Genomic DNA, 19763 nt, shown 5'->3' on the forward strand with positions numbered 1-19763 from the left:
TAAAAAAGCCACTCGACAATGAGTGGCTTTTTGGTCTTTAAATTTCTAAGAAGTTTAAGCTTGTTGTTTCTCTAGCTCAGCTTCTTTCACTTCGTCTTCGATTAGAGAGTCAACGATGACTGCACATGCCGCATCACCAGTGATGTTTAGAGCCGTACGAATCATATCGAAGACACGGTCTAGAGCGAACAATAGAGGTAGACCTTCGATAGGGATACCTGCCGCTAGAAGAACCGCAACCACTAGGAAAGAAGGACCTGGAACACCGGCTTGACCAACTGCGCCTAGCGTAGACGTTACGATGATAGCAACGTAAGCGCCCATAGAAAGGTCGATGTTGAATAGCTGTGCGAAGAAGATAGCCACTAGGCCGTAGTAGATCGCGTTACCAGACATGTTGATGGTCGCACCAAGAGGCAGAACGAATGAAGCCGTAGAGTTACGAACGCCAAGCTCTTTCTCTACTGTTTCCATTGTTACTGGTAGTGTTGCCATTGATGAAGCCGTTGATAGTGCAACCGCTTGAGGCTTCTTCATTGCTACTAGGAACTTCTTCGCTGAAGTCTTAGTGAAGATTTGAATCATCAGTGGGTAAGCAACGAAGCCGAAGATAAGAATTGCAGCGATGTAAACAATGAACAGCTTGAACACGACCATAAGCGCGCCAAAACCAAACGTACCCACGGCTTCAGCCATTAGGCCGAATACGCCAAGTGGCGCAATGATCATAACTTTGTTGATCATCCATACCATAGCGTCAACGATAGCATTTACACCGTTGATGATAGGGTCACGTTTCTCTTTAGTTTGCTTAGAAAGCGCGATACCAAAGAATAAGCAGAAAACGAGAATTTGCAGAATGTTTGCTTCATTCAATGATTGGAAAACGTTGGTAGGGATCATGCCAGTGATGGTTGCCCAGAACGTTGGAAGTTCGCCTTTTGCAGCGTATTCAGAAGAGAACATGCCTTCTACGCCAGAAACATCGATACCACGACCCGGTTCGAATACTTCACCCATTACAAGCGCTAGTGCTACAGCTAGTGCAGACGTTAGTGCAAAGTAACCCAGTGTTGTTACACCGACTTTACCAGCTGATGAGCTATTACCTAGACCTGCAGCACCTGAAATTAGGGCCACCGCGACTAGAGGAATAACTAGCATCTTGATCAAATTGATGAAGATAGCACCCAGTGGAGCGAACATTGTTGCGCTGTCACCCATCATCGCGCCGACTGCGGTACCGATGACCATTGCGATAACGACTTGAACGCCGATGTTGCTTAGTAAACTCTTTTCTCTTAACACTTCCATAACCTCTGTGCTACTAAATATAAAAATCCCAGAACTACCCACCAATGTACGATGTGCCATTGGCGAATTATTTCGTGAAGAGTTTTACACGTATCCTTTACATTTATCAATATGAGCAGAGATGAAAGGCTACTAAAAAGGAGTAATTAAACATTGTTTGCTGTTTTTTCAAGGCCGGACAAACGTTTGCTTGTTGCGGGGGTATTGTTTTTTATAAATGACAGTGATGGATTGGCTTGGTGTTATTGTTGTGCTATAGGTTTGTTTTGAAGAGTTTTTTTAGAACAATCGTTTAACATTAAGGAACGTAGGAAGGGTGTTGTAGAAAACCTCCCTCTAGGTGAAATCTGATCCTAGAAGGAGGTTTTTTGTTATTTCTGTGTTGCCGCTTTCATTGGCGTTACAAATTCAGCAAGGGCTTTAAGCATTGCTTCAGGTTGCTCTACGTTGTTTTCAATGATATTTACAACGGCTGAACCAGAGATCGCACCGGCAGCGCCAGCTTCGATGGCTTCTTTTACTTGCTCAGGAGCAGATATACCGAAACCAAGTAGCGCTGGTGGCGCATCGAACTTGTTCAAACGGTCGAGCAGTGCGGTTACTGGCATGTTTGCTTTTGTTTCTGCACCCGTTACGCCAGCACGAGAAAGTAGGTAAGTGTAACCACCACCAAGTTCAGATACTGACTGAAGTGTTTCATCGCTCGCTGTTGGTGGCGCAATAAAGATTGGATGAACGCCAAACTTCTTCGCTGCCGCAACAAACTCACCACTTTCGTTGGTTGGTACGTCGGCAATCAGTACCGAGTCGATACCCGCATTAGCACAACGCTCGTAAAAGTTATCGATACCACGTGCGTAAACCAAGTTTGCGTACATCAGTAGGCCGATTGGCAGTTCTGGGTACTTAGCACGAATTTGACCAATAAGATCGAAGCACACATCTGGCGTTACTTTTGAATCTAACGCGCGAATATTTGCACCTTGGATTGTTGGGCCATCTGCAAGCGGATCTGAGAATGGGATACCAAGCTCAAGCGCATCAGCACCTGCTTCAACCAAGGTTTCCATGATCTTAAGAGACTGTTCAGGGTTAGGATCGCCAACCGTTACGAATGGTACAAATGCACCCTGATTTTTTTCAGCTAAGCGAGTGAATAGTGATTGATAGCGATCCATTATAATGCTCCTTTCTCTTTAAGGATGTCGTGTACAGAGAAAATGTCTTTGTCACCACGACCAGATAAGTTAACCACTAATAGCTGTTCTTTCTCTGGGTCGTCGTGAGCCATTTTAACAGCATGAGCCACAGCATGAGATGACTCTAGCGCTGCAATAATACCTTCGTTACGTGCAATCAATTGGAACGCTTCTAGCGCTTCGTCATCGGTCACGTTGTCGTATTCAGCACGGCCAATTGCGTTTAGGTGTGCGTGTTGAGGACCAACTGATGGGAAATCTAGACCCGCAGATACAGAGTAAGACTCTTCTACTTGGCCGTTCTCATCTTGCATCAGTGGTGCTTTCATACCAAAGAAGATACCGGTTTTACCGTGCTTAAGCGGCGCGCCGTGTTGGTCGGTATCAATACCTTTACCAGCAGGCTCTACACCGATTAGGCGTACAGATTCTTCTTCAATGAAATCCGCGAACATACCGATAGCGTTAGAACCACCGCCGACACAAGCAATAACTGCATCAGGAAGGCGACCTTCACGAGCTAGAATTTGGTTCTTCGTTTCTTCACCAATCATGCGCTGGAAATCACGAACAATCGTTGGGAATGGGTGAGGACCCGCTGCAGTACCCAGTAGGTAGTGCGCGTCTTCATAAGTTGCAGACCAGTCACGTAGCGCTTCGTTACATGCATCTTTTAGCGTTGAAGAGCCAGAATGAACAGGGATAACCTCTGCGCCCATTAGCTTCATACGGAACACGTTCGGGCTTTGACGTTCAACGTCTTTCGCACCCATGTAAACACGACACTTAAGACCTAATAGAGCGCATGCTAGAGCCGTAGCAACACCATGTTGACCAGCGCCAGTTTCAGCGATGATTTCTTGCTTACCCATACGTTTTGCTAGCAGCGCTTGACCAAGTACTTGGTTTGTCTTGTGAGCACCGCCGTGAAGTAGATCTTCACGCTTTAGGTACAGTTTGGTTTTTGTACCTTTAGTCAGGTTACGCGTTAGCGTTAGTGCCGTTGGACGACCTGCGTACTCTTGCAGAAGCGTCATGAATTCACTGCGGAACTCAGGATCGGCTTGTGCATCGATAAATGCTTGTTCTAGTTGGTCTAGTGCTGGCACTAGGATCTGCGGTACGTATTGACCACCGTATTCACCGAAGTAGGCATCGAGTTTAGCCATTATCTTATTCCTTCAATTCTATTGATGTGTCTTCACACCAAGTCATTTAATCTTGTTTGAGCTTTGCAAAGGCAAAGCTCACAAATAGGTTTCTAATTTCTGCTTTCTAATTTCTAGCGCGAGCTTGTGCTAGTAATTACGAATTGCTGCAAAAGCACGTTGCAGTTTGTCTGCGTCTTTTTTACCAGGAGCGGATTCAACACCAGAGTTTAGGTCTAATCCTAAGCAGCCCAACTTAGCCGCTTGGTTAGCATTTTCTGGGTTTAGGCCACCCGCTAACATGATTGCGCTTTGGTTGTTGATCAGGCTCCAATCGAACGCTTGGCCTGTACCACCCGTTTGCGAACCCACTTTAGTATCTAGCAGGTGACGAGTCACGTTGCTTTTCAGTAATTCTGGTAGCGCGCTTTTAGCACCGTTTTCACCACCAGAAGCCACACCGTAAGCTTTCCAAATCTCAACGTTTTCAGGCAGTGACTGTTTTAGTTCATCGACAAACGCTTGAGACTCATCACCGTGCAGTTGCACAGCGAATAGGCCTAGCTCAGATACCGTTTTCGTAACGTCTGCTACGCTGTGGTTTTGGAACACACCCACGTAGTTCAGCGGTGCACCACTCATGGTTAAACGAGCCGCTTCGATATCCACATGACGCTTAGACGCTTCAACGAAAATCAGACCACCGAATACCGCACCAGCTTGATAAGCCTTCGCGGCATCGTCAGAGTGAGTTAAACCACACACCTTGTTTTCGCCCAGCGTTACTTTACGAACGGCCAGTTCAAGGTTCTTTTCAGCCATAAGAGAGCTGCCGATTAGGAAGCCATCTGCAAACGTTGAAAGGTCACGCACTTGTTGATGTGTGTAGATGCCAGACTCTGAAATCACGACTGCGTTTGGAGCCAGTTCGCGAACCAGCGGAGCCAACTCTTTAGTACGGTTCAAATCCGTCGAAAGGTCACGCAGGTTACGGTTGTTAATGCCGATAACCTTAGCGTTTAAAGCCACTGCGCGGTGCAGCTCTTCTTCATTGCTGACTTCTGTAAGCACACCCATGCTCAGTGAATGAGCAACTTCCGCAAGTGCTTGGTACTCTTCGTCATTCAGCACCGATAGCATCAACAAGATCGCATCTGCTGAGTAGTGACGAGCGAGATAAACTTGGTAGGTATCCACCATGAAGTCTTTACACAGGATTGGCTGCTTAGCGATGCTGCGAACCTTAGGTAAAAACTCAAAGTCACCTTGGAAGTACTTTTCGTCTGTCAGCACTGAAATGGCGTTTGCGTGGTTGTTGTACACCGATGCAATGCAGTCCAAATCAAACTCGTCACGGATTAACCCTTTTGACGGAGATGCCTTCTTACATTCAGTGATGAAAACCGTTTGTTCGCCGCTCACTGCATCATAAAAGCTGCGGTCTGTTGCGGTTAACGCTGCTTTAAACTCATCCAATGGTTGGGTTTGCTTACGCGCTGCAACCCATTGGTATTTATCACGAACGATTTTTGCTAATACTTCCGCCATTTCAGCTTCTTTGACTGAAACGTGGGTCGACAGTTTATCGGTAGTTTGTGTCATGTTCTTTGTCTCAACTCCGTCGTTCATTAGGCGTGTACAGCAAGCTTTTGTACAAGCTCGTAGGCTTTGCCAGAGTTCATTGCGCCAATCGCTTGCTGTGCATTGGCTTTTAGATCTTCGTGACCAAATAGACGCATCAGCAAAGCAACGTTCACGGCTACTGCGCCAACTTGGGCTTCAGTGCCTTTACCCGTCAGGATATCTGTTGTGATAGCTTTGTTCTCTTCTGGCTCGCCGCCCTTGATAGCTTCAAGCGGGTGAGTGTTCAAACCAAAGTCTGCCGGTGTCACTGTGTATTCGTGAATTGCGCCATCTTTGATTTCAGCAACGATGGTTTCGCCGTGAATCGCTACTTCATCAAGGCCGCTACCGTGAACAACTGCCGCGCGCTTCATGCCCATTTGTAGCATGGTTTCTGCGATAGGGCGTACTAGCTCTTTGCTGTACACACCCATTAGCTCGATGTTAGGGCGAGCAGGGTTAATCAGTGGACCAAGGATGTTGAAGATAGTGCGTGTTTTCATTGTTTGACGAACAGGCATCGCGTGACGTACACCGACGTGATACTGCGGAGCAAATAGGAATGCTACGCCAAGTTCATCAACAGCCGTACGTGTGTCTTCTGCTGTCATCGCTAGGTTGATACCGAATGAATCCAGTAGGTCAGAAGAACCCGATTTGCTCGATACACTGCGGTTACCGTGTTTCGCGACTTTTAAGCCACACGCTGCGGCAACGAACGCAGAAGTCGTTGAGATATTAATGGTGTTGTGACCGTCGCCACCTGTACCTACGATGTCTGCAAAATCGTAATCAGGGCGTGGGAACGGGTTTGCATTAGCAAGCAGTGCTTTCGCCGCACCAGCGATTTCGTCCGGTGTTTCGCCTTTGATTTTCAATGCAGTCAGAGCCGAAGCCATTAAGATTGGGTCTAGCTCACCCTTGATGATCACATCAAATAACTGTTGGCTTTCTTCTTGAGTAAGAGATTGCTGTTCGTAAAGTTTATTAATCTGTTCCATGATTTCGTCCTAGTTAGTCTTTTTATCAAGAGTAGCTGTCTGCTCAAGGCGAGAGCTTTTCTCTAAATGAATAGGTTTCTCAAGAGCCCATTCGATAGCGTTTGCTAGAAGCGTTGCACCGTAGGTTGTCATAATTGATTCAGGGTGGAATTGGAATCCACACACCTTGTCTTGCTCTTGAACCACAGACATTACTAAATCATCGACTTCAGCGGTCACTGTTAAGCTATCAGATACATGCGTTGCTACTAAAGAGTGGTAGCGAGCGATAGCCAGCGGCGAAGGTAAGCCTTGGTAAGTCGCATGATTTTGGTGTTCCATCATCGACACCTTACCATGAATGATTTCGCCAGCGCCTGCAACGGTGCCGCCGTAGGCTTCAACAATCGCTTGGTGACCTAAGCAAATACCAATCATTGGCACTTTGCCTTTTAGCAGCTGAATCAGCTCTGGCATGCAACCCGCATCTGCTGGAGCGCCAGGGCCTGGTGAAAGCAGTGCGACAGGGTTATCTAATTCGTTAATCGCCGCTTCAACTACTTTTGCAGGAATGTTGTTACGGTAAATTTTCACGCTGTGACCTAATGAACGAAACTGGTCTACAAGGTTGTATGTGAACGAGTCGAAGTTATCGATGAATACAATATCAGCCATGATTACGACTCCTTCTTATTTGAGATGTTCTTAGTATGTGCAGCTTGAATCGCAGATATGACCGCTTGAGCTTTGCCGCGAGTTTCATCTGCTTCTGCTTGTGGGTCTGAGTCGAATACCACGCCCGCGCCCGCTTGTACTTGTGCTATGCCATCTTCAACGTAAGCAGAACGAATCACGATACACGTATCTAAAGTGCCTTCACCGGTTAGGTAACCGACTGCACCACCGTAGCTACCACGATGTGTTTTTTCTACGTCACGGATAAGCTGCATAGCGCGGATTTTTGGTGCGCCTGTTAGCGTACCCATGTTCATACAAGCTTGGTAAGCGTGCAGGGCATCTAAGTCTTCACGTAGTTGACCAACAACACGAGAAACCAAGTGCATTACATGGCTGTAGCGATCAACTTTCAGCAAGTCTGCTACGTGGCGAGTACCTGCTTCTGCTATACGTGCCACATCGTTACGAGCTAGGTCGACTAGCATCATGTGCTCAGCGTTTTCTTTCTTGTCGGTACGCAGTTCAAGTTCAATGCGGCTATCGAGGTCGAAATCAATTTGGCCATTCGGGCGCTTACCGCGACGACGAGTACCAGCAATTGGGTAAATTTCGATTTGGTTGGTTTCAGTTTCGTACTTCAGCGCGCTTTCTGGAGAAGCACCAAACAGAGTAAACCGCTCATCTTGCATGTAGAACATGTAAGGGCTTGGGTTACTTTGTTTCAGTTCTTTATAAGCTGCCAATGGAGCAGGGCAAGGTAGCGTGAAGCGGCGTGAAGGTACCACTTGGAACACATCGCCTTTAACTACGTATTCTTTTAAATCACGAACCGTTTGGCAGAAGTCTTCATCTGAAACGCTTGGTACAGCGTCAACGTTGTCGAGTGGCGTGACTTCCGTGATGGCTTTCAGTGACTGACATTGTGTTTGAATGTCAGCTAGGCGCTCAGTTAATTGAGCTTTAACGCTCTCATCTTGAGTGAACAAGCTTGCGTGAAGCAGGCCTTCGTTCTCTTGGTGGTCGAAACGCAACAGTGTTTCCGCAACGTAGAATACAAAGTCAGGACAATTGTTGGTTGCTTCAGCATCACCGAGTGGTTCAAAGTTTGCCACGATGTCGTAAGCGAATAGGCCCGCCATGAATAACGCGTGTTTATTATCCGCGTCTTGCTCAAAGCTGTGCTGAACTAAACGCAGTGCGTCGAATGAAGAGGCTTCTCTTAAACGTGAGTCTTCATCTAATTCATTGCTTGGCTCGACAAAAGTCAGCGTCAAAACGTTATCAGTCAGGTCAGATTTAATTTCTGCTTTAACGTTTTGAGTAAGGTGTTCAATTAGCGCTTGACCGTTTTCAGTCAATGCTTGAAAGGTTACTTCATGTCCGCGACATACGATGCGAACAGCAGAGTCGATAAGGAGTAGGCTTGTCAGGTTCTGTTTAGATTCAATCTCAGCCGATTCCAACAGCAAACTGTCTGTTTTGTTTTCACACAGAGTATGGAAAACGCTGGTTGGATCTTGCGAGTAAGGAACTGATGAATTGATGACCTCAATGGTTCCCAGCTTTTTGATTTCAATGGCCTTGTTCACAAGACCTCCTTTATGATTCTTTAAATTTCCTGCCGTACATAGTCGCATAAAGATACCTTTCACCCAATCTAGAATATGGTCAATTCGATGATTTGTTAGTCAGTTGAATGTGAGATGTTCGACAAATTAAAAAGCCCGCTATGAAAGCGGGCTTAGTGATAACTTTTTTATAAACAAACTGTTTAACTAGAAGTACACGTTAGCCCACCAAGAACTTGTCCAAGTGCGCCACCAATTAAGCTCTGAACTTGCTTCTACTGAAGAAAGTTCTAAAACTTTATCTTTATGGTTTTGGTTAAATTCTTGTAACATGGTGAACCTATCAAATGTGATACTGCGTATTTGTGTACTAGTTAACTAGTTTTCCGCTTGCGGGTCAAGTGTGTTGACACAAATATAACGATAAAAATTGAAAACAATGAAAAAGAATATATGAGAATTGATCTACATAGTCATACAACAGCCTCAGATGGCCGACTTACTCCACCTGAGCTAATTGACCGAGCGCTTGGCTTTAACATCGAAGCGCTAGCGATTACAGATCATGATACGACTGATGGGCTTGCTGAAGCACGAAGCTATATTGCTGATAACAACCTTCCGATTCAGTTGATCAACGGCATTGAGATTTCGACTGTTTGGCAAAACAAAGATATCCATATTGTTGGGTTAAACGTTGATCCTGAGTCACCAGAACTCAAAGCGCTCATTGAACAACAGAAGCAACACCGTATTGGACGCGCAGAGATGATTGCTCAACGTCTTGAGAAAGCGACTCGTGAAGGGGTGCTAGAAGAAGTTAAATTGATTGCGGGTGATGCGCCTATTACTCGCGCTCACTTTGCTAAGTGGTTAGTCGACAACGGCTACGCAAAAACCATGCAGCAGGTGTTTAAAAAGTTTCTTACTCGCAATAACCCAGGTTATGTGCCGCCAACTTGGTGTTCAATGAGTGATGCTGTCACGGCTATTCATGCCGCTGGTGGTCAAGCTGTACTTGCTCACCCCGGGCGATATGGCCTTACAGCCAAGTGGGTTAAGCGCCTTCTCGCTGCATTTGTTGAAGCGAAAGGGGATGCGATGGAAGTCGCTCAACCTCAGCAAGCGCAACAAGAAAGACGCACACTCGCGGATTATGCTATACAATACAAACTATTAGCCTCCCAAGGCAGTGATTTCCATTACCCATCTCCGTGGATGGAACTTGGACGTAATCTCTGGCTACCTTCTGGGGTCGAAGAAGTATGGAAAGATTGGGAGTTTCAAACGGTTTCACCATCTGAATAGTCTTGAGGTGAACCAGCTCCTTCTGATGATAGAGTCGAGAGATTCGATAACGAGGATCAACAATGAGCCAGTTTTTTTATGTACACCCAGATAACCCACAAGCACGCTTAATTACTCAAGCGGTTGCGATTATTCGCAATGGCGGTGTTGTGGTTTATCCAACAGATTCCGGTTATGCGCTGGGCTGTCAGCTTGAAAACAAACAAGCACTTGAACGTATCTGTAAAATTCGTCGTATCGATGACAAGCACAACTTCACGTTGTTATGCCGTGATCTTTCTGAATTATCACTGTATGCACGCGTCGATAACGTGGCTTTCCGTCTGCTTAAGGCGCACACGCCAGGTGCTTACACGTTTATTTTCAAAGCAACCAAAGAAGTGCCAAAGCGTTTGATGAACGCCAAGCGTAAAACGATTGGTATTCGTGTCCCAGACAACAAGATTGCACTCGACCTGTTGGAAGCGATGGGCGAACCACTGATGTCGACGTCTCTGATTCTTCCGGGTAACGAGACGACTGAGTCGGATCCAGAAGAAATTCGTGACAGCCTAGAGCATGCAGTTGACGTCATTTTGAATGGCGGTTACTTAGGTGAGCAACCGACGACGGTTATTGACTTCAGTGACGATGATGCCGTAGTTCTGCGTCGTGGTGCGGGCGATCCTGCGCCGTTTGAATAATCGCTTTACTGATTAACAGTCTGTAACGATACAGCAAACCTGCCACAGTAAATAACAAGTGCTTTTTGGCAGGTTATTTGCGATAATACGCGACCGCGATTTGGTCGCGAAAAATTCATTCGACGTCTGTGAAGACGACAATTAGGTAGAAAAGAGTAAATGAGCGAAAAATTACAGAAGGTTTTAGCGCGAGCTGGTCACGGTTCTCGTCGTGAACTAGAAGGTTTAATCAAATCTGGTCGTGTAAGTGTTAACGGTCAAGTTGCGAAACTGGGTGAGCGTCTTGAAGACGAGAACTCAGTGATCCGTATCGATGGCCATACTGTTTCAGGCAAGGCTTCTGAAGAAGTGGTTTGTCGTGTACTTGCTTACTACAAACCTGAAGGTGAGCTTTGTACTCGTCACGATCCTGAAGGCCGCCGCACTGTTTTCGATCGTCTACCTAAGATCCGTGGTTCTCGTTGGATTTCAGTTGGTCGTCTTGATGCAAACACATCGGGTCTTTTGCTTTTCACTACTGATGGTGAGCTTGCAAACCGTCTAATGCACCCAAGCCGTCAGGTTGAGCGTGAGTACCTAGTACGTGTATTCGGTGAAGTGACTGAGCAAAAAGTTAAAAACGTTACTCGTGGCGTACAACTAGAAGACGGCATGGCTCGTTTTGAAGATGTGGTTTACGCTGGTGGTGAAGGTATGAACCATACTTTCTACGTAGCGATTAACGAAGGTCGTAACCGTGAGGTTCGTCGTCTTTGGGAATCTCAAGAAACAACAGTAAGCCGCCTGAAACGTGTACGTTACGGTGATATCTACCTTGATAAGAAACTGCCTCGTGGTGGTTGGAAAGAGCTAGATCTTCAAGAAGTTAACTACTTGCGTGAACTTGTTGAGCTTAAGCCAGAGAAAGAGACTTTGTTGGATCTTGATCCTTCAAACACTTCTCGTAAGCGTGAGCGTTCTCGTAGCCAAAAAATTCGTCGTGCTGTTAAGCGTCACGAAGAGCGTGCTAACGCACCAAAAGGCCGCAGTAACCAAACTAAACGCAAGAAGCCTGCAACTCGCGGTACAACAACACCTGATTCAGGTCGTAGCGCTCCAGCTGCAAACAAAGGCAAACCTCAGGCTAATAAAAGTAAGCCTAAACTGAACAACGGTCGTCCGGCTAAACCAGCTAAGCCAAGAACACGTCAGTAATTACGTAAGTTCTTACGCGTAAGCTTCATTAGCTGAAAGCACTGAATACTAAAAAACCTGCTCATTGAGCAGGTTTTTTTACGTCTGAAGCAATAGAAGATGAGGGATGTGAGTAATTGAGTGGCGAAAACATACTGCTATAATCGACAGTAAGTGTGCTCTCGCATCTCTTATCTCGTTTACGCACATCTACAAATTTTTTCGAATCTTTTACTTATGATTCGAGAAGTTATCGCCTTTCGCCAGTCGGTCGTAAAGCACAACATTCACTGATGCTGCTAGATTCATACAGCCGTTGGTCGGAACGTAAATCGTCTCACGACAGAAGTCTGTGATCTCTTTCTTTAGCGTGCCGTCTTCAGGGCCAAAAATGTAAAACGCGCGTGGTGGGTGCTTGTAATCAGGTAGCGGCTTAGCACCTTCAATCAGATCAACAGCTACAGGTACGCAGCCTACAGGAATAATGTCTTTCAGATCTTCAACACCAATTAGAGGCAACGCTAGGTGCTTCTCTTTGGTGTCGGTATGGAATTTTCGCGCGTGGTCGTAGCGTGTGCCCGTGTAAAACACAGAGTTGGCGCCATAGCAGCCAGCCGCTCGCATTACAGAGCCTACGTTTTCCGGCGTCTTTGGGTTAACTAGGCCAATGCAGGCATAGCCTTTCGATTGTGTGTCCGTTTTTGCTTTGGTCATAATCAGTGAATCTAACGTTGATGATGAAAGTAGGTAGTCATGATGGGAAACAGCGTGATAAAAATAGCCGAGCAATCGGCTCGGCTAACTTTTAACTCGCGTACATGAATACTTGTTTACTCATGCAGATGAGTGTCAATAGCGGTACTAGTCGCGCTTCCACAGCATGTGACAGAACTTATGCTCTGGATCACGGCTGATTAGCATGCGAGCAAATACGTCGTCTAGAACGTCATCAGCTTCATTCACAAGACCAATGCGCACTTCAGCGTAGATCTCTTTGTCGACTTCAAAGCCAACATGTTTAACCCAATCATCGCCAGTTTCAACAAGCTCTGCTGCGCCACGATCTTCAAACTGAGCTGTGAAAAGAATCACGTCTGCAGGTTCTAGGTTGTCAGGTGCCATCTCTAGGAATATGTCGTATGCAGTGTCAATTGCGTCGTCATAAGACATTAGGTCGTTAGCTTCGGTCATAATAAGTATCTTAGCTTGCGCGGTTCATGTATTTACGTTCAGCAGTGTTTACTACTACTTTGTCGCCAGTCGCGATGTATTCAGGTACTTGAATAGTAAGACCTGTAGACAGACGAGCAGGCTTAGTACGAGCAGACGCTGATGCACCTTTGATTGAAGGATCAGTCTCTTCGATAACTAGCTCAACAGATGTTGGAAGCTCAAGCGTTGCAGCGTTGCCATCGATAAGAATCGCGTACATGCCTTGAGTTTCTTCGTTGATGAACAGCAGTTCGTCTTCGATTGTTTCACCGTTGAAGATGAATTGTGTGTAATCTTCGTTGTCCATGAAGATGTACTCGTTGCCATCAACGTAAGAGAACATTACTGCACGCTTAGTTACGTCAATAGTTTCAACAATTTCGTCAGCCTTGTGGCGAACTTCAGTTTTAACGCCAGTTGCTACATCGTTACCACGGAAGCGGTAAATCTTTTGGCCGCCACGGCCGCCTGGTGTTGTTACTTCGATATCTTTAACGATCACTGTTTTGCTTTCTACTGTGATAGCAAAACCTTTTTTAATTTCACTTGCTCTAGGCATTTTGTGTTTGTCCTTAGTGGGTCTATCCGCTGATTATATCTCGGAGATGCTATAAATAGGAATAGCTTGAATCATAAAGTCACCTAGGCGATCATAGAGTTACTGTTAAATCATGATTTTATTTACCGAAACGACCTATGCAGCTACCTGTTATTGACCCAACACAGCCTTTTCAACCTGAATTCCAACCTGTGGTTAACGATCTGATTACCTTCTTAAAAGGTGGATTAGGTTCTAATCTACACAGTGTCTATATTTATGGCAGTGTTGCTCGCAAGCAAGCCGTCGTCGGTCGCTCAAATCTAGATGTGGTTGTAGTTACCCATCGTCCTTTCCCAGATCAACGAACCACGCTGCTGAATACCATTAAATGGCGCTTCCAAAAGAGCTTCCCTCAGGTCACCCAAGTGGCGATCAAAACCACCTTGGTAAGCGAGATAGTTGATTTCGACAACATCTTTACGTGGGGCTTCATGCTCAAGCATTTAGCCGTATGTGTGCATGGTGATGACTTATCAGACTGCTACGGCGATTTCGAAACGAGTTGGGAAATTGCCAAGCACTGGAATATGGATGCGGAAAACTGGCTAGCGGTGTATCGCAACAAGATTGCCCGAGCAACAACGCCAGAACAACAAGTGGCCGCGCAAGTGATCATTGCCAAGAAGCTTCTGCGAGCGAGTTATTCTTTGGTGATGTATCGTGACAAATATTGGTTTGATGATCCTGTCGAATGTGGCCAACAGTTCTTGAAGTATCACCCAGATAGAGAAGTCGAAATCCAACGATTGGGCATCTTACTTTCTGGAAGAGCGATTCCGAAACGTTCGGTTATCGGCATTCTGGATGGTTTTGGAGAGTGGCTGGTTAAGCAGTATCAGAAAACAGAGTTTCGAATCGGATAGAGCTTTGTAATCTATCGATATAAAAAGCAGAGCGAATTGAACATTCCTCTGCTTTTTTGTTTTGATGAAACCTCGACACGAATCTTAAAATAGACCTAACTGCTGTCCGCTGACTCTCTCAAAATCTAACCCGATGAAGGGTAAGATAGCTTCAGCGACTGGCTTAATCTGTTTGTCGATGTAATGCTGATAATCGATACCACTCTTTAAATACTCTTTCGGCTCAGGGCCACTCAGAGTAATCAAATATTCAATACGTCCTTTGTTTTGGTATTGAAGAGGGCGCCCCAACTGAGTATTGATTTCATCGGCCATACGCGCTGCGCGAACCTGCGGCGGAATGTTCTTCTGGTACTCATGCAGTTTACGACGTAGACGCTTCTGATAAACCAATAAATCGTCATGTTTACCCGCTGAAGTCTCATCAACAAACTGTCTCACGTAGTCGGTTGGGTCTTGATCGTGAAACACCATCTCATACAGGGTTTGTTGGAACTGCTGTGCCAGAGGTGTCCAGTCTGTTCGTGCACTCTCAAGCCCTTTAAAGATGATCTTCTCTTGGTCGCCTTGATTGATTAAGCCGGCATAACGTTTCTTCGAGCCTGTTTCTGAACCTCGAATGGTTGGCATAAGAAACTTGCGATAATGAGTCTCGTATTCCAATTCGAGTATAGACGTTAGGTTGTAGGTTTCTTTTAAGTGATTCGTCCACCAATCGTTGATGTAAGCGACAAGTTCATTCCCGATCTCGTCTGCTTTTAGCTGATCATAGCTGCCGTTCAGAGACACGAAGGTTGAATCGGTATCGCCATAAATCACCTGATAGCCTTTGTCTTCGATTAGAACTTTGGTTTGCTTCATGATCTCATGCCCACGCATGGTGATCGATGACGCCAAGCGAGTATCGAAGAAACGACAACCAGACGAACCTAGCACCCCATAGAATGAGTTCATGATGATCTTAATCGCTTGAGAGAACGCCTTCTCGTTGTTCTTCTTAGCTACGTCACGTGCAGCCCAGAGGTTTTCGATCATCTCTGGCAGAAAGTGTTTAGAACGGTGGAATTGACCACCTCTAAAACCCTCAACCGCTTGGTTTTCGTCTGGGCCTAGTTCCAGCTTCAACCCTTCGATTAAACCCATAGGGTCAATCAGGAACGAGCGGATGATCGATGGATATAGGCTTTTAAAATCGAGTACCAAAACTGAGTCGTACAGGTTGGGAATCGAATCCATCACATAACCACCAGGGCTTGCAATCCAGTTCTCCGGCTCTAAGTTAGGTGCGACATAACCCGCTCTGTGTATCTGTGGTAGGTATAGATTAGTAAATGCAGCAACAGAACCGCCAACACGATCCAGCTCGACACCAGTCAGTCGTGAACGCTCAATCGCAAAATCGAGTAGGTGGGTGTGTTCGAAGATTCTGTTTACGAGCACACAGTCTTGAAGGTTGTATTTGGCCAGTGAAGGTTTATCAAACTTAAACATTCGATTGATTTCATCCATGCGGTCATGAACATTATGAATGTCTTTGCCTTCGCCCAGTAACTCTTGTGACACGGACTCAAGAGACCATGATCGGAAATGGTAGGTTGCTGTTTTAAGCATATCAATACCATCTAAGACCACGCGACCAGGAATGGTAATGAATCCCTGCTGGTTTTGTGCGGAGCTGCGAAAGAAGCTCGGTTGATTGTCGCGACTAATACTGAGTTTCACTTCGTTCCATTCTGAACGTTTGTGCAGCAGCCTAAAGTCGAAATCAATGACATTCCAACCGATGATGATGTCTGGGTCAAACTCAGAGAACCACGCAATCATAGCTTCAAGCAGCGCTTTCTCATTGGTAACCCATTGGATATTGGTGTCTGCTTCTTGTGGTTCGCCAATCATTATCACTCGGCTGTCCATTGGACTGTCTAGACCGATGGAATAAAGCACACCTTTTTCTGAACACTCGATATCAAGCGAAACCACAGACAAGTTTGGCAAGTAATCGCCAGCTCGACATTTTGCGTTCGAAACTCTGAGGTGTTGTTTTTTTTGAGTGATAGCGCCTGTGAATTCGATACTGCCCTTGATAAAGCGCTCCATTAAGAAACGATCGGCCAGTCGAATATCACTTTCAAAGGTTTGGATTTCTTCGTTGTGAAAGGCTTGTGCTAAACCAAAGCTACTTCTCGACAGTGAGGTGTAACATGCGGCGAGAGGAGTTTGGTCAAATGTCGCCAGCCCTAAAGGCTTAAACTGACAATCTATGGCCTCTTTGTCGGCAATAGATTGGCACGTTTCGATATCGGATTGAGCAACAAAAAACACAGGCTTTTCGTTTTGAATAGTCAGTAGCGTTGGGCCTTTAGGGGTGCTTAACCACAAGTCGATTTGTGTGCGCCCTGAAAAGTCTCGCGCTTGTCTTGTGAGTACAAAGCCTTGCTGAATATCCAATGTAGTAACCTAATTAGCTGGGGTGCTGAATTCTACCATCTGGCGCTCCTTTTCGCACTCTAGGCGGCTAACCTGTTTACTATAAACCTGAATTCACGAGGTGAAGTGATGACGTAACCTTACAGGGTGAAGAAAGCATTTATGCAACAAAATATGAGACATTGAATGGCAAACACACCGCTCATTGAGCGGTGTATTTGATTCAATTACTTATAACTTAATTCAGTCGCTTTCCCTTTAAAGATACGATATACAACAAAGGTGTAGAGTAAAATCATCGGCATCACTATTATTACACCATAACCCACAATCATAAGTGTTGCAGGAGAAGAGGCGGCCGCTTGCGCAGTCATCATCCCCGGAACGACTTCTGGAAAAAAGCTGTAAGCAAGGCCTAAGAAGCTCAGTGCAAAAATAACTATTACACCAAAAAATGGCCAACGCGCACCCAGGTCATCTACAACAGGAACCTGACGCAAATAACGGTCGACTAAAAAGATGGTAGCCAACACTACTAAAGGGATAGGGGTTAACAATAAGATTTCTGGAAAGCTAAACCAACGCAGTGCCACTTGTTGATTTACGATGGGATTGACTACACTCACAGCTAAAATCCCCAATGCAGCTAACCAGCCAGCTCTGCGTGACCAACGCGCTGATCGGGCTTGTAATTCCCCTTCAGTTTTTAGCACCAACCATGCACCACCAATGTAAACATATGCCGCGGTAACACAGAAAGAACTTAACCATGCAAAGCCAAATGCTTCGTTGCTTTGTTCAAAGCCCATAATGTAACGGCCGACCATGTAACCTTGAGTTAAAGCTGTCACTAAAGATCCGACTCTAAAGCACCAATCCCAACGAGGTTTATGATCAGCATTCGCTTTGGCACGAAAATCGAACGCGACACCTCGCATAATCAAAGCGATAAGCATGATGGCTGTTGGCATATATAATTCGGTTAGAATCAAACTGTGTGCTGTCGGAAAGGCGATAAGTAAAATTCCGACCGCCAATACTAGCCAAGTTTCATTGGCGTCCCAAAAGGGGCCAATAGAGGCAATCATTCTATCTCGGTGAGCTTCATTATCACTCGGTAGTAGTATGCCAACACCAAGGTCATAACCATCTAAAATGGCATACATAAAAACAGTAAACCCAAGTAATAGAAGATAGATTTCGGGTAGATAATCGAGCATGGTTAAACCTCGTGTTTTGTCAGCGTTACTTGATGCGCGCTTATATCTTTGCGGGCTAAATAAAACAGGGTGTGAATGTAGGCCACTAACAACGTAACGTAGACAACGAAATACATCGTTAGGGAGATCATGACGCTGCTACTGGCGACAGTAGTAACAGCTTCAGAGGTTCTTAAGACGCCACTCACTAGCCATGGTTGCCTACCAATCTCTGTCACATACCAGCCTGCTAACGTCGCGATCCAACCGGAAAAAGTCATTGCTAATACCCCGTATAGGAAAGGTTTGGGCAGTGATTTTTTTCGAACGAGTCTTGCAGATCCAAACCAACTGACCAGTAACATTATAACTCCAACACCAACCATCACTCTGAAACCAAAAAATAATGGTTTAACTGGTGGGTGATCTGGGGCAAATGCATTTAGTCCAACAATTTCACCATCCATTTCATGAGTTAGGATCAGGCTTGCCAGTTTAGGGATCCCTAACTCCAAATCGTTACTGCGCGTCTCTTCATTCGGGATCGCGAACAGTAGTAATGGTGCTCCTTTTTGAGTATCCCAAACACCTTCCATAGCGGCTACTTTTGCAGGCTGATGTTTTAACGTATTCAAGCCATGTAAATCGCCAATGAAAATTTGTAAAGGAATGAAGCCAGCGGCGGTGAATAGAGCGACTTTTAAACCGAGTTTGGCTGAACGATGAGAGGGGTGTTTGATTACCTGGTAAGCAGATATACCAGCAATTAGAAAGCTTGCTGTTAATGATGAAGCGAGTAATGTATGAGCGAGTCGGTAAGGAAGTGAAGGGTTTAAAATTACGTCTGTCCAGCTAGTCACATGAACAATGCCATCAATTAACTCATAACCACTGGGTGTGTGCATCCAGCTATTAAGAACCAAAATCCAAAAAGCGGACATACTGGTTCCGAAGGCGACTAAAACCGTAGCCAATGTATGGAACCATTCAGGTACGCGTCCTCGTCCAAATAGCATGACGCCAAGAAATGTGGCTTCCATGAAGAATGCTGTCATCACTTCATAACCTAGAAGAGGTCCTGCCACGTTGCCGACTTTTTCCATAAAGCCCGGCCAGTTAGTTCCAAACTGAAAGCTCATGGTGATACCCGAGACAACGCCTAAAGCAAAAGTTAATGCGAAGATCTTGACCCAAAAATAGTAAAGGTCTAACCAAACCGTCTCTTGAGTGCGGTTATAGCGCCATTTAAAGAAGACCAAAATCCAAGCTAGGGCTATCGTGATGGTAGGAAAAAGAATGTGAAAGCTGATATTGGCCGCGAACTGAATTCGCGACAGGATGAGGGTGTCTAACATCGTTGTTCCTCAATAATTTGCTATGTTGTAAATAGAGTTTATGTAAACTTATTACGAAATAATCGGCAGTTTGGATTAACTTGCTGAGCTAAAAAGTTATCCAAGCCGCAGTGGCCATGATTTATATCAAGTTAACTGGAACAATAGGTGCTAAAAATTGCCTCAATATGTCTTGATTTGTTGTTAAGTGTTATATTTTGAAAGGAAAGGTTACCAACTGAGCTTGGGATGAAACAGTTCGGAATATTCTTGTTATGAATTCGTTATTTGTGAAATAAAATTACGAAATCAGGTTGGTCAACTCTGAATTAAGAGTTGCAATAGCTGTATGAATAAAGGAGCTCAAACGCTGATTTGTGATGGAAACACATGGGAGGCTTTGGTGTGCCTTAAAGCACTAACTTTGTTTAGTATCTGGTTTCGAATGTGATA

18 protein-coding genes and 1 other annotated feature are annotated in these 19763 nt (G+C 45.3%); of the genes, 4 read left to right on the forward strand and 14 right to left on the reverse strand.

From position 1 onward, the window contains the following. Positions 1-54: 54 nt before the first annotated feature. From AB4407_RS07245 to AB4407_RS07280, 8 genes are all read right to left on the reverse strand, one after another. Positions 55-1374, reverse strand: a complete 1320-nt coding sequence (locus AB4407_RS07245; RefSeq protein WP_372119916.1) for a dicarboxylate/amino acid:cation symporter — start codon at positions 1372-1374, stop codon at positions 55-57. Positions 1375-1685: 311 nt separating this feature from the next. Continuing rightward, entirely contained in the window at positions 1686-2492 is an 807-nt protein-coding gene (gene trpA, locus AB4407_RS07250) for a tryptophan synthase subunit alpha (protein ID WP_372119918.1), read from the reverse strand. Then, a complete protein-coding gene (gene trpB / locus AB4407_RS07255) occupies positions 2492-3682 on the reverse strand; it encodes a tryptophan synthase subunit beta (protein WP_372119920.1) in 1191 nt (396 codons plus the stop codon). The genes trpA and trpB overlap by 1 nt, the downstream gene beginning before the upstream one ends. A gap of 129 nt (positions 3683-3811) precedes the next feature. Further along, positions 3812-5263, reverse strand: a complete 1452-nt coding sequence (gene trpCF, locus AB4407_RS07260) for a bifunctional indole-3-glycerol-phosphate synthase TrpC/phosphoribosylanthranilate isomerase TrpF (RefSeq protein ID WP_372119922.1) — start codon at positions 5261-5263, stop codon at positions 3812-3814. Between the two features lie 26 nt (positions 5264-5289). Further along, the gene (gene trpD, locus AB4407_RS07265; protein WP_372119924.1) at positions 5290-6285 is read right to left on the reverse strand and encodes an anthranilate phosphoribosyltransferase; all 996 of its coding nucleotides are present in this window, start codon (positions 6283-6285) and stop codon (positions 5290-5292) included. 9 nt (positions 6286-6294) lie between these two features. Continuing rightward, a complete protein-coding gene (locus AB4407_RS07270) occupies positions 6295-6939 on the reverse strand; it encodes an aminodeoxychorismate/anthranilate synthase component II (protein ID WP_372119926.1) in 645 nt (214 codons plus the stop codon). Between the two features lie 2 nt (positions 6940-6941). Further along, entirely contained in the window at positions 6942-8531 is a 1590-nt protein-coding gene (locus tag AB4407_RS07275; protein ID WP_372119928.1) for an anthranilate synthase component 1, read from the reverse strand. A 125-nt stretch (positions 8532-8656) separates the two neighbouring features. Continuing rightward, positions 8657-8771, reverse strand: a sequence feature (Trp leader region). Next, positions 8718-8843, reverse strand: a complete 126-nt coding sequence (locus AB4407_RS07280) for a trp operon leader peptide (protein ID WP_009848753.1) — start codon at positions 8841-8843, stop codon at positions 8718-8720. Its footprint overlaps the feature before it by 54 nt. A 120-nt stretch (positions 8844-8963) precedes the next feature. Between AB4407_RS07280 and rnm the strand changes: the two genes are divergently transcribed. The 3 genes from rnm to rluB all read left to right on the forward strand — a co-directional run bounded on the left by rnm (position 8964) and on the right by rluB (position 11695). After that, positions 8964-9818, forward strand: coding sequence for an RNase RNM (gene rnm / locus AB4407_RS07285; RefSeq protein ID WP_048659601.1), 855 nt, complete (start codon positions 8964-8966; stop codon positions 9816-9818). A gap of 62 nt (positions 9819-9880) precedes the next feature. Next, the gene (locus AB4407_RS07290; protein WP_009848751.1) at positions 9881-10501 is read left to right on the forward strand and encodes an L-threonylcarbamoyladenylate synthase; all 621 of its coding nucleotides are present in this window, start codon (positions 9881-9883) and stop codon (positions 10499-10501) included. A gap of 159 nt (positions 10502-10660) precedes the next feature. Further along, positions 10661-11695, forward strand: a complete 1035-nt coding sequence (gene rluB / locus AB4407_RS07295; RefSeq protein WP_017055112.1) for a 23S rRNA pseudouridine(2605) synthase RluB — start codon at positions 10661-10663, stop codon at positions 11693-11695. A 210-nt stretch (positions 11696-11905) separates the two neighbouring features. Here rluB and AB4407_RS07300 read toward each other — a convergent pair whose 3' ends face one another. From AB4407_RS07300 to yeiP, 3 genes are all read right to left on the reverse strand, one after another. Next, the gene (locus AB4407_RS07300; RefSeq protein ID WP_017629620.1) at positions 11906-12388 is read right to left on the reverse strand and encodes an RNA methyltransferase; all 483 of its coding nucleotides are present in this window, start codon (positions 12386-12388) and stop codon (positions 11906-11908) included. A 147-nt stretch (positions 12389-12535) separates the two neighbouring features. After that, a complete protein-coding gene (locus AB4407_RS07305; RefSeq protein WP_372119931.1) occupies positions 12536-12865 on the reverse strand; it encodes an HI1450 family dsDNA-mimic protein in 330 nt (109 codons plus the stop codon). 10 nt (positions 12866-12875) lie between these two features. After that, positions 12876-13445 carry an elongation factor P-like protein YeiP gene (yeiP, locus tag AB4407_RS07310; RefSeq protein WP_017055115.1) on the reverse strand — a complete coding sequence of 190 codons (570 nt, stop codon included), beginning with the start codon at positions 13443-13445 and terminating at the stop codon, positions 12876-12878. Positions 13446-13582: 137 nt separating this feature from the next. Between yeiP and AB4407_RS07315 the strand changes: the two genes are divergently transcribed. Then, positions 13583-14350, forward strand: a complete 768-nt coding sequence (locus tag AB4407_RS07315; protein WP_372119933.1) for a nucleotidyltransferase domain-containing protein — start codon at positions 13583-13585, stop codon at positions 14348-14350. Positions 14351-14434: 84 nt separating this feature from the next. On the opposite strand, the gene AB4407_RS07320 is transcribed toward AB4407_RS07315, so the two are convergent. From AB4407_RS07320 to AB4407_RS07330, 3 genes are all read right to left on the reverse strand, one after another. Beyond that, on the reverse strand, positions 14435-16798 hold the full coding sequence (locus AB4407_RS07320; RefSeq protein WP_372119935.1) for a DNA polymerase II: 2364 nt from the start codon (positions 16796-16798) through the stop codon (positions 14435-14437). A gap of 206 nt (positions 16799-17004) precedes the next feature. Further along, positions 17005-17997, reverse strand: coding sequence for a cytochrome d ubiquinol oxidase subunit II (locus AB4407_RS07325; protein WP_372119937.1), 993 nt, complete (start codon positions 17995-17997; stop codon positions 17005-17007). A 2-nt stretch (positions 17998-17999) separates the two neighbouring features. Beyond that, positions 18000-19331 carry a cytochrome ubiquinol oxidase subunit I gene (locus tag AB4407_RS07330; protein WP_372119939.1) on the reverse strand — a complete coding sequence of 444 codons (1332 nt, stop codon included), beginning with the start codon at positions 19329-19331 and terminating at the stop codon, positions 18000-18002. Between the last annotated feature and the right edge of the window lie 432 nt (positions 19332-19763).

This window comes from Vibrio sp. 10N.261.46.E11 (assembly GCF_041472735.1).
Lineage (GTDB): Bacteria > Pseudomonadota > Gammaproteobacteria > Enterobacterales > Vibrionaceae > Vibrio.

Excerpts from the sequence above, each read along its gene's own strand:
- AB4407_RS07280 (WP_009848753.1), bottom strand. The coding sequence starts at position 8,843 with ATGTTACAAGAATTTAACCAAAACCATAAAGATAAAGTTTTAGAACTT.
- AB4407_RS07330 (WP_372119939.1), bottom strand. The coding sequence starts at position 19,331 with ATGTTAGACACCCTCATCCTGTCGCGAATTCAGTTCGCGGCCAATATC.
- trpA (WP_372119918.1), bottom strand. The coding sequence starts at position 2,492 with ATGGATCGCTATCAATCACTATTCACTCGCTTAGCTGAAAAAAATCAG.
- AB4407_RS07270 (WP_372119926.1), bottom strand. The coding sequence starts at position 6,939 with ATGGCTGATATTGTATTCATCGATAACTTCGACTCGTTCACATACAAC.
- rnm (WP_048659601.1), top strand. The coding sequence starts at position 8,964 with ATGAGAATTGATCTACATAGTCATACAACAGCCTCAGATGGCCGACTT.
- trpCF (WP_372119922.1), bottom strand. The coding sequence starts at position 5,263 with ATGACACAAACTACCGATAAACTGTCGACCCACGTTTCAGTCAAAGAA.
- AB4407_RS07245 (WP_372119916.1), bottom strand. The coding sequence starts at position 1,374 with ATGGCACATCGTACATTGGTGGGTAGTTCTGGGATTTTTATATTTAGT.
- AB4407_RS07325 (WP_372119937.1), bottom strand. The coding sequence starts at position 17,997 with ATGCTCGATTATCTACCCGAAATCTATCTTCTATTACTTGGGTTTACT.
- yeiP (WP_017055115.1), bottom strand. The coding sequence starts at position 13,445 with ATGCCTAGAGCAAGTGAAATTAAAAAAGGTTTTGCTATCACAGTAGAA.
- trpD (WP_372119924.1), bottom strand. The coding sequence starts at position 6,285 with ATGGAACAGATTAATAAACTTTACGAACAGCAATCTCTTACTCAAGAA.
- trpB (WP_372119920.1), bottom strand. The coding sequence starts at position 3,682 with ATGGCTAAACTCGATGCCTACTTCGGTGAATACGGTGGTCAATACGTA.
- AB4407_RS07290 (WP_009848751.1), top strand. The coding sequence starts at position 9,881 with ATGAGCCAGTTTTTTTATGTACACCCAGATAACCCACAAGCACGCTTA.
- AB4407_RS07315 (WP_372119933.1), top strand. The coding sequence starts at position 13,583 with ATGCAGCTACCTGTTATTGACCCAACACAGCCTTTTCAACCTGAATTC.
- AB4407_RS07300 (WP_017629620.1), bottom strand. The coding sequence starts at position 12,388 with ATGACCAAAGCAAAAACGGACACACAATCGAAAGGCTATGCCTGCATT.
- rluB (WP_017055112.1), top strand. The coding sequence starts at position 10,661 with ATGAGCGAAAAATTACAGAAGGTTTTAGCGCGAGCTGGTCACGGTTCT.
- AB4407_RS07305 (WP_372119931.1), bottom strand. The coding sequence starts at position 12,865 with ATGACCGAAGCTAACGACCTAATGTCTTATGACGACGCAATTGACACT.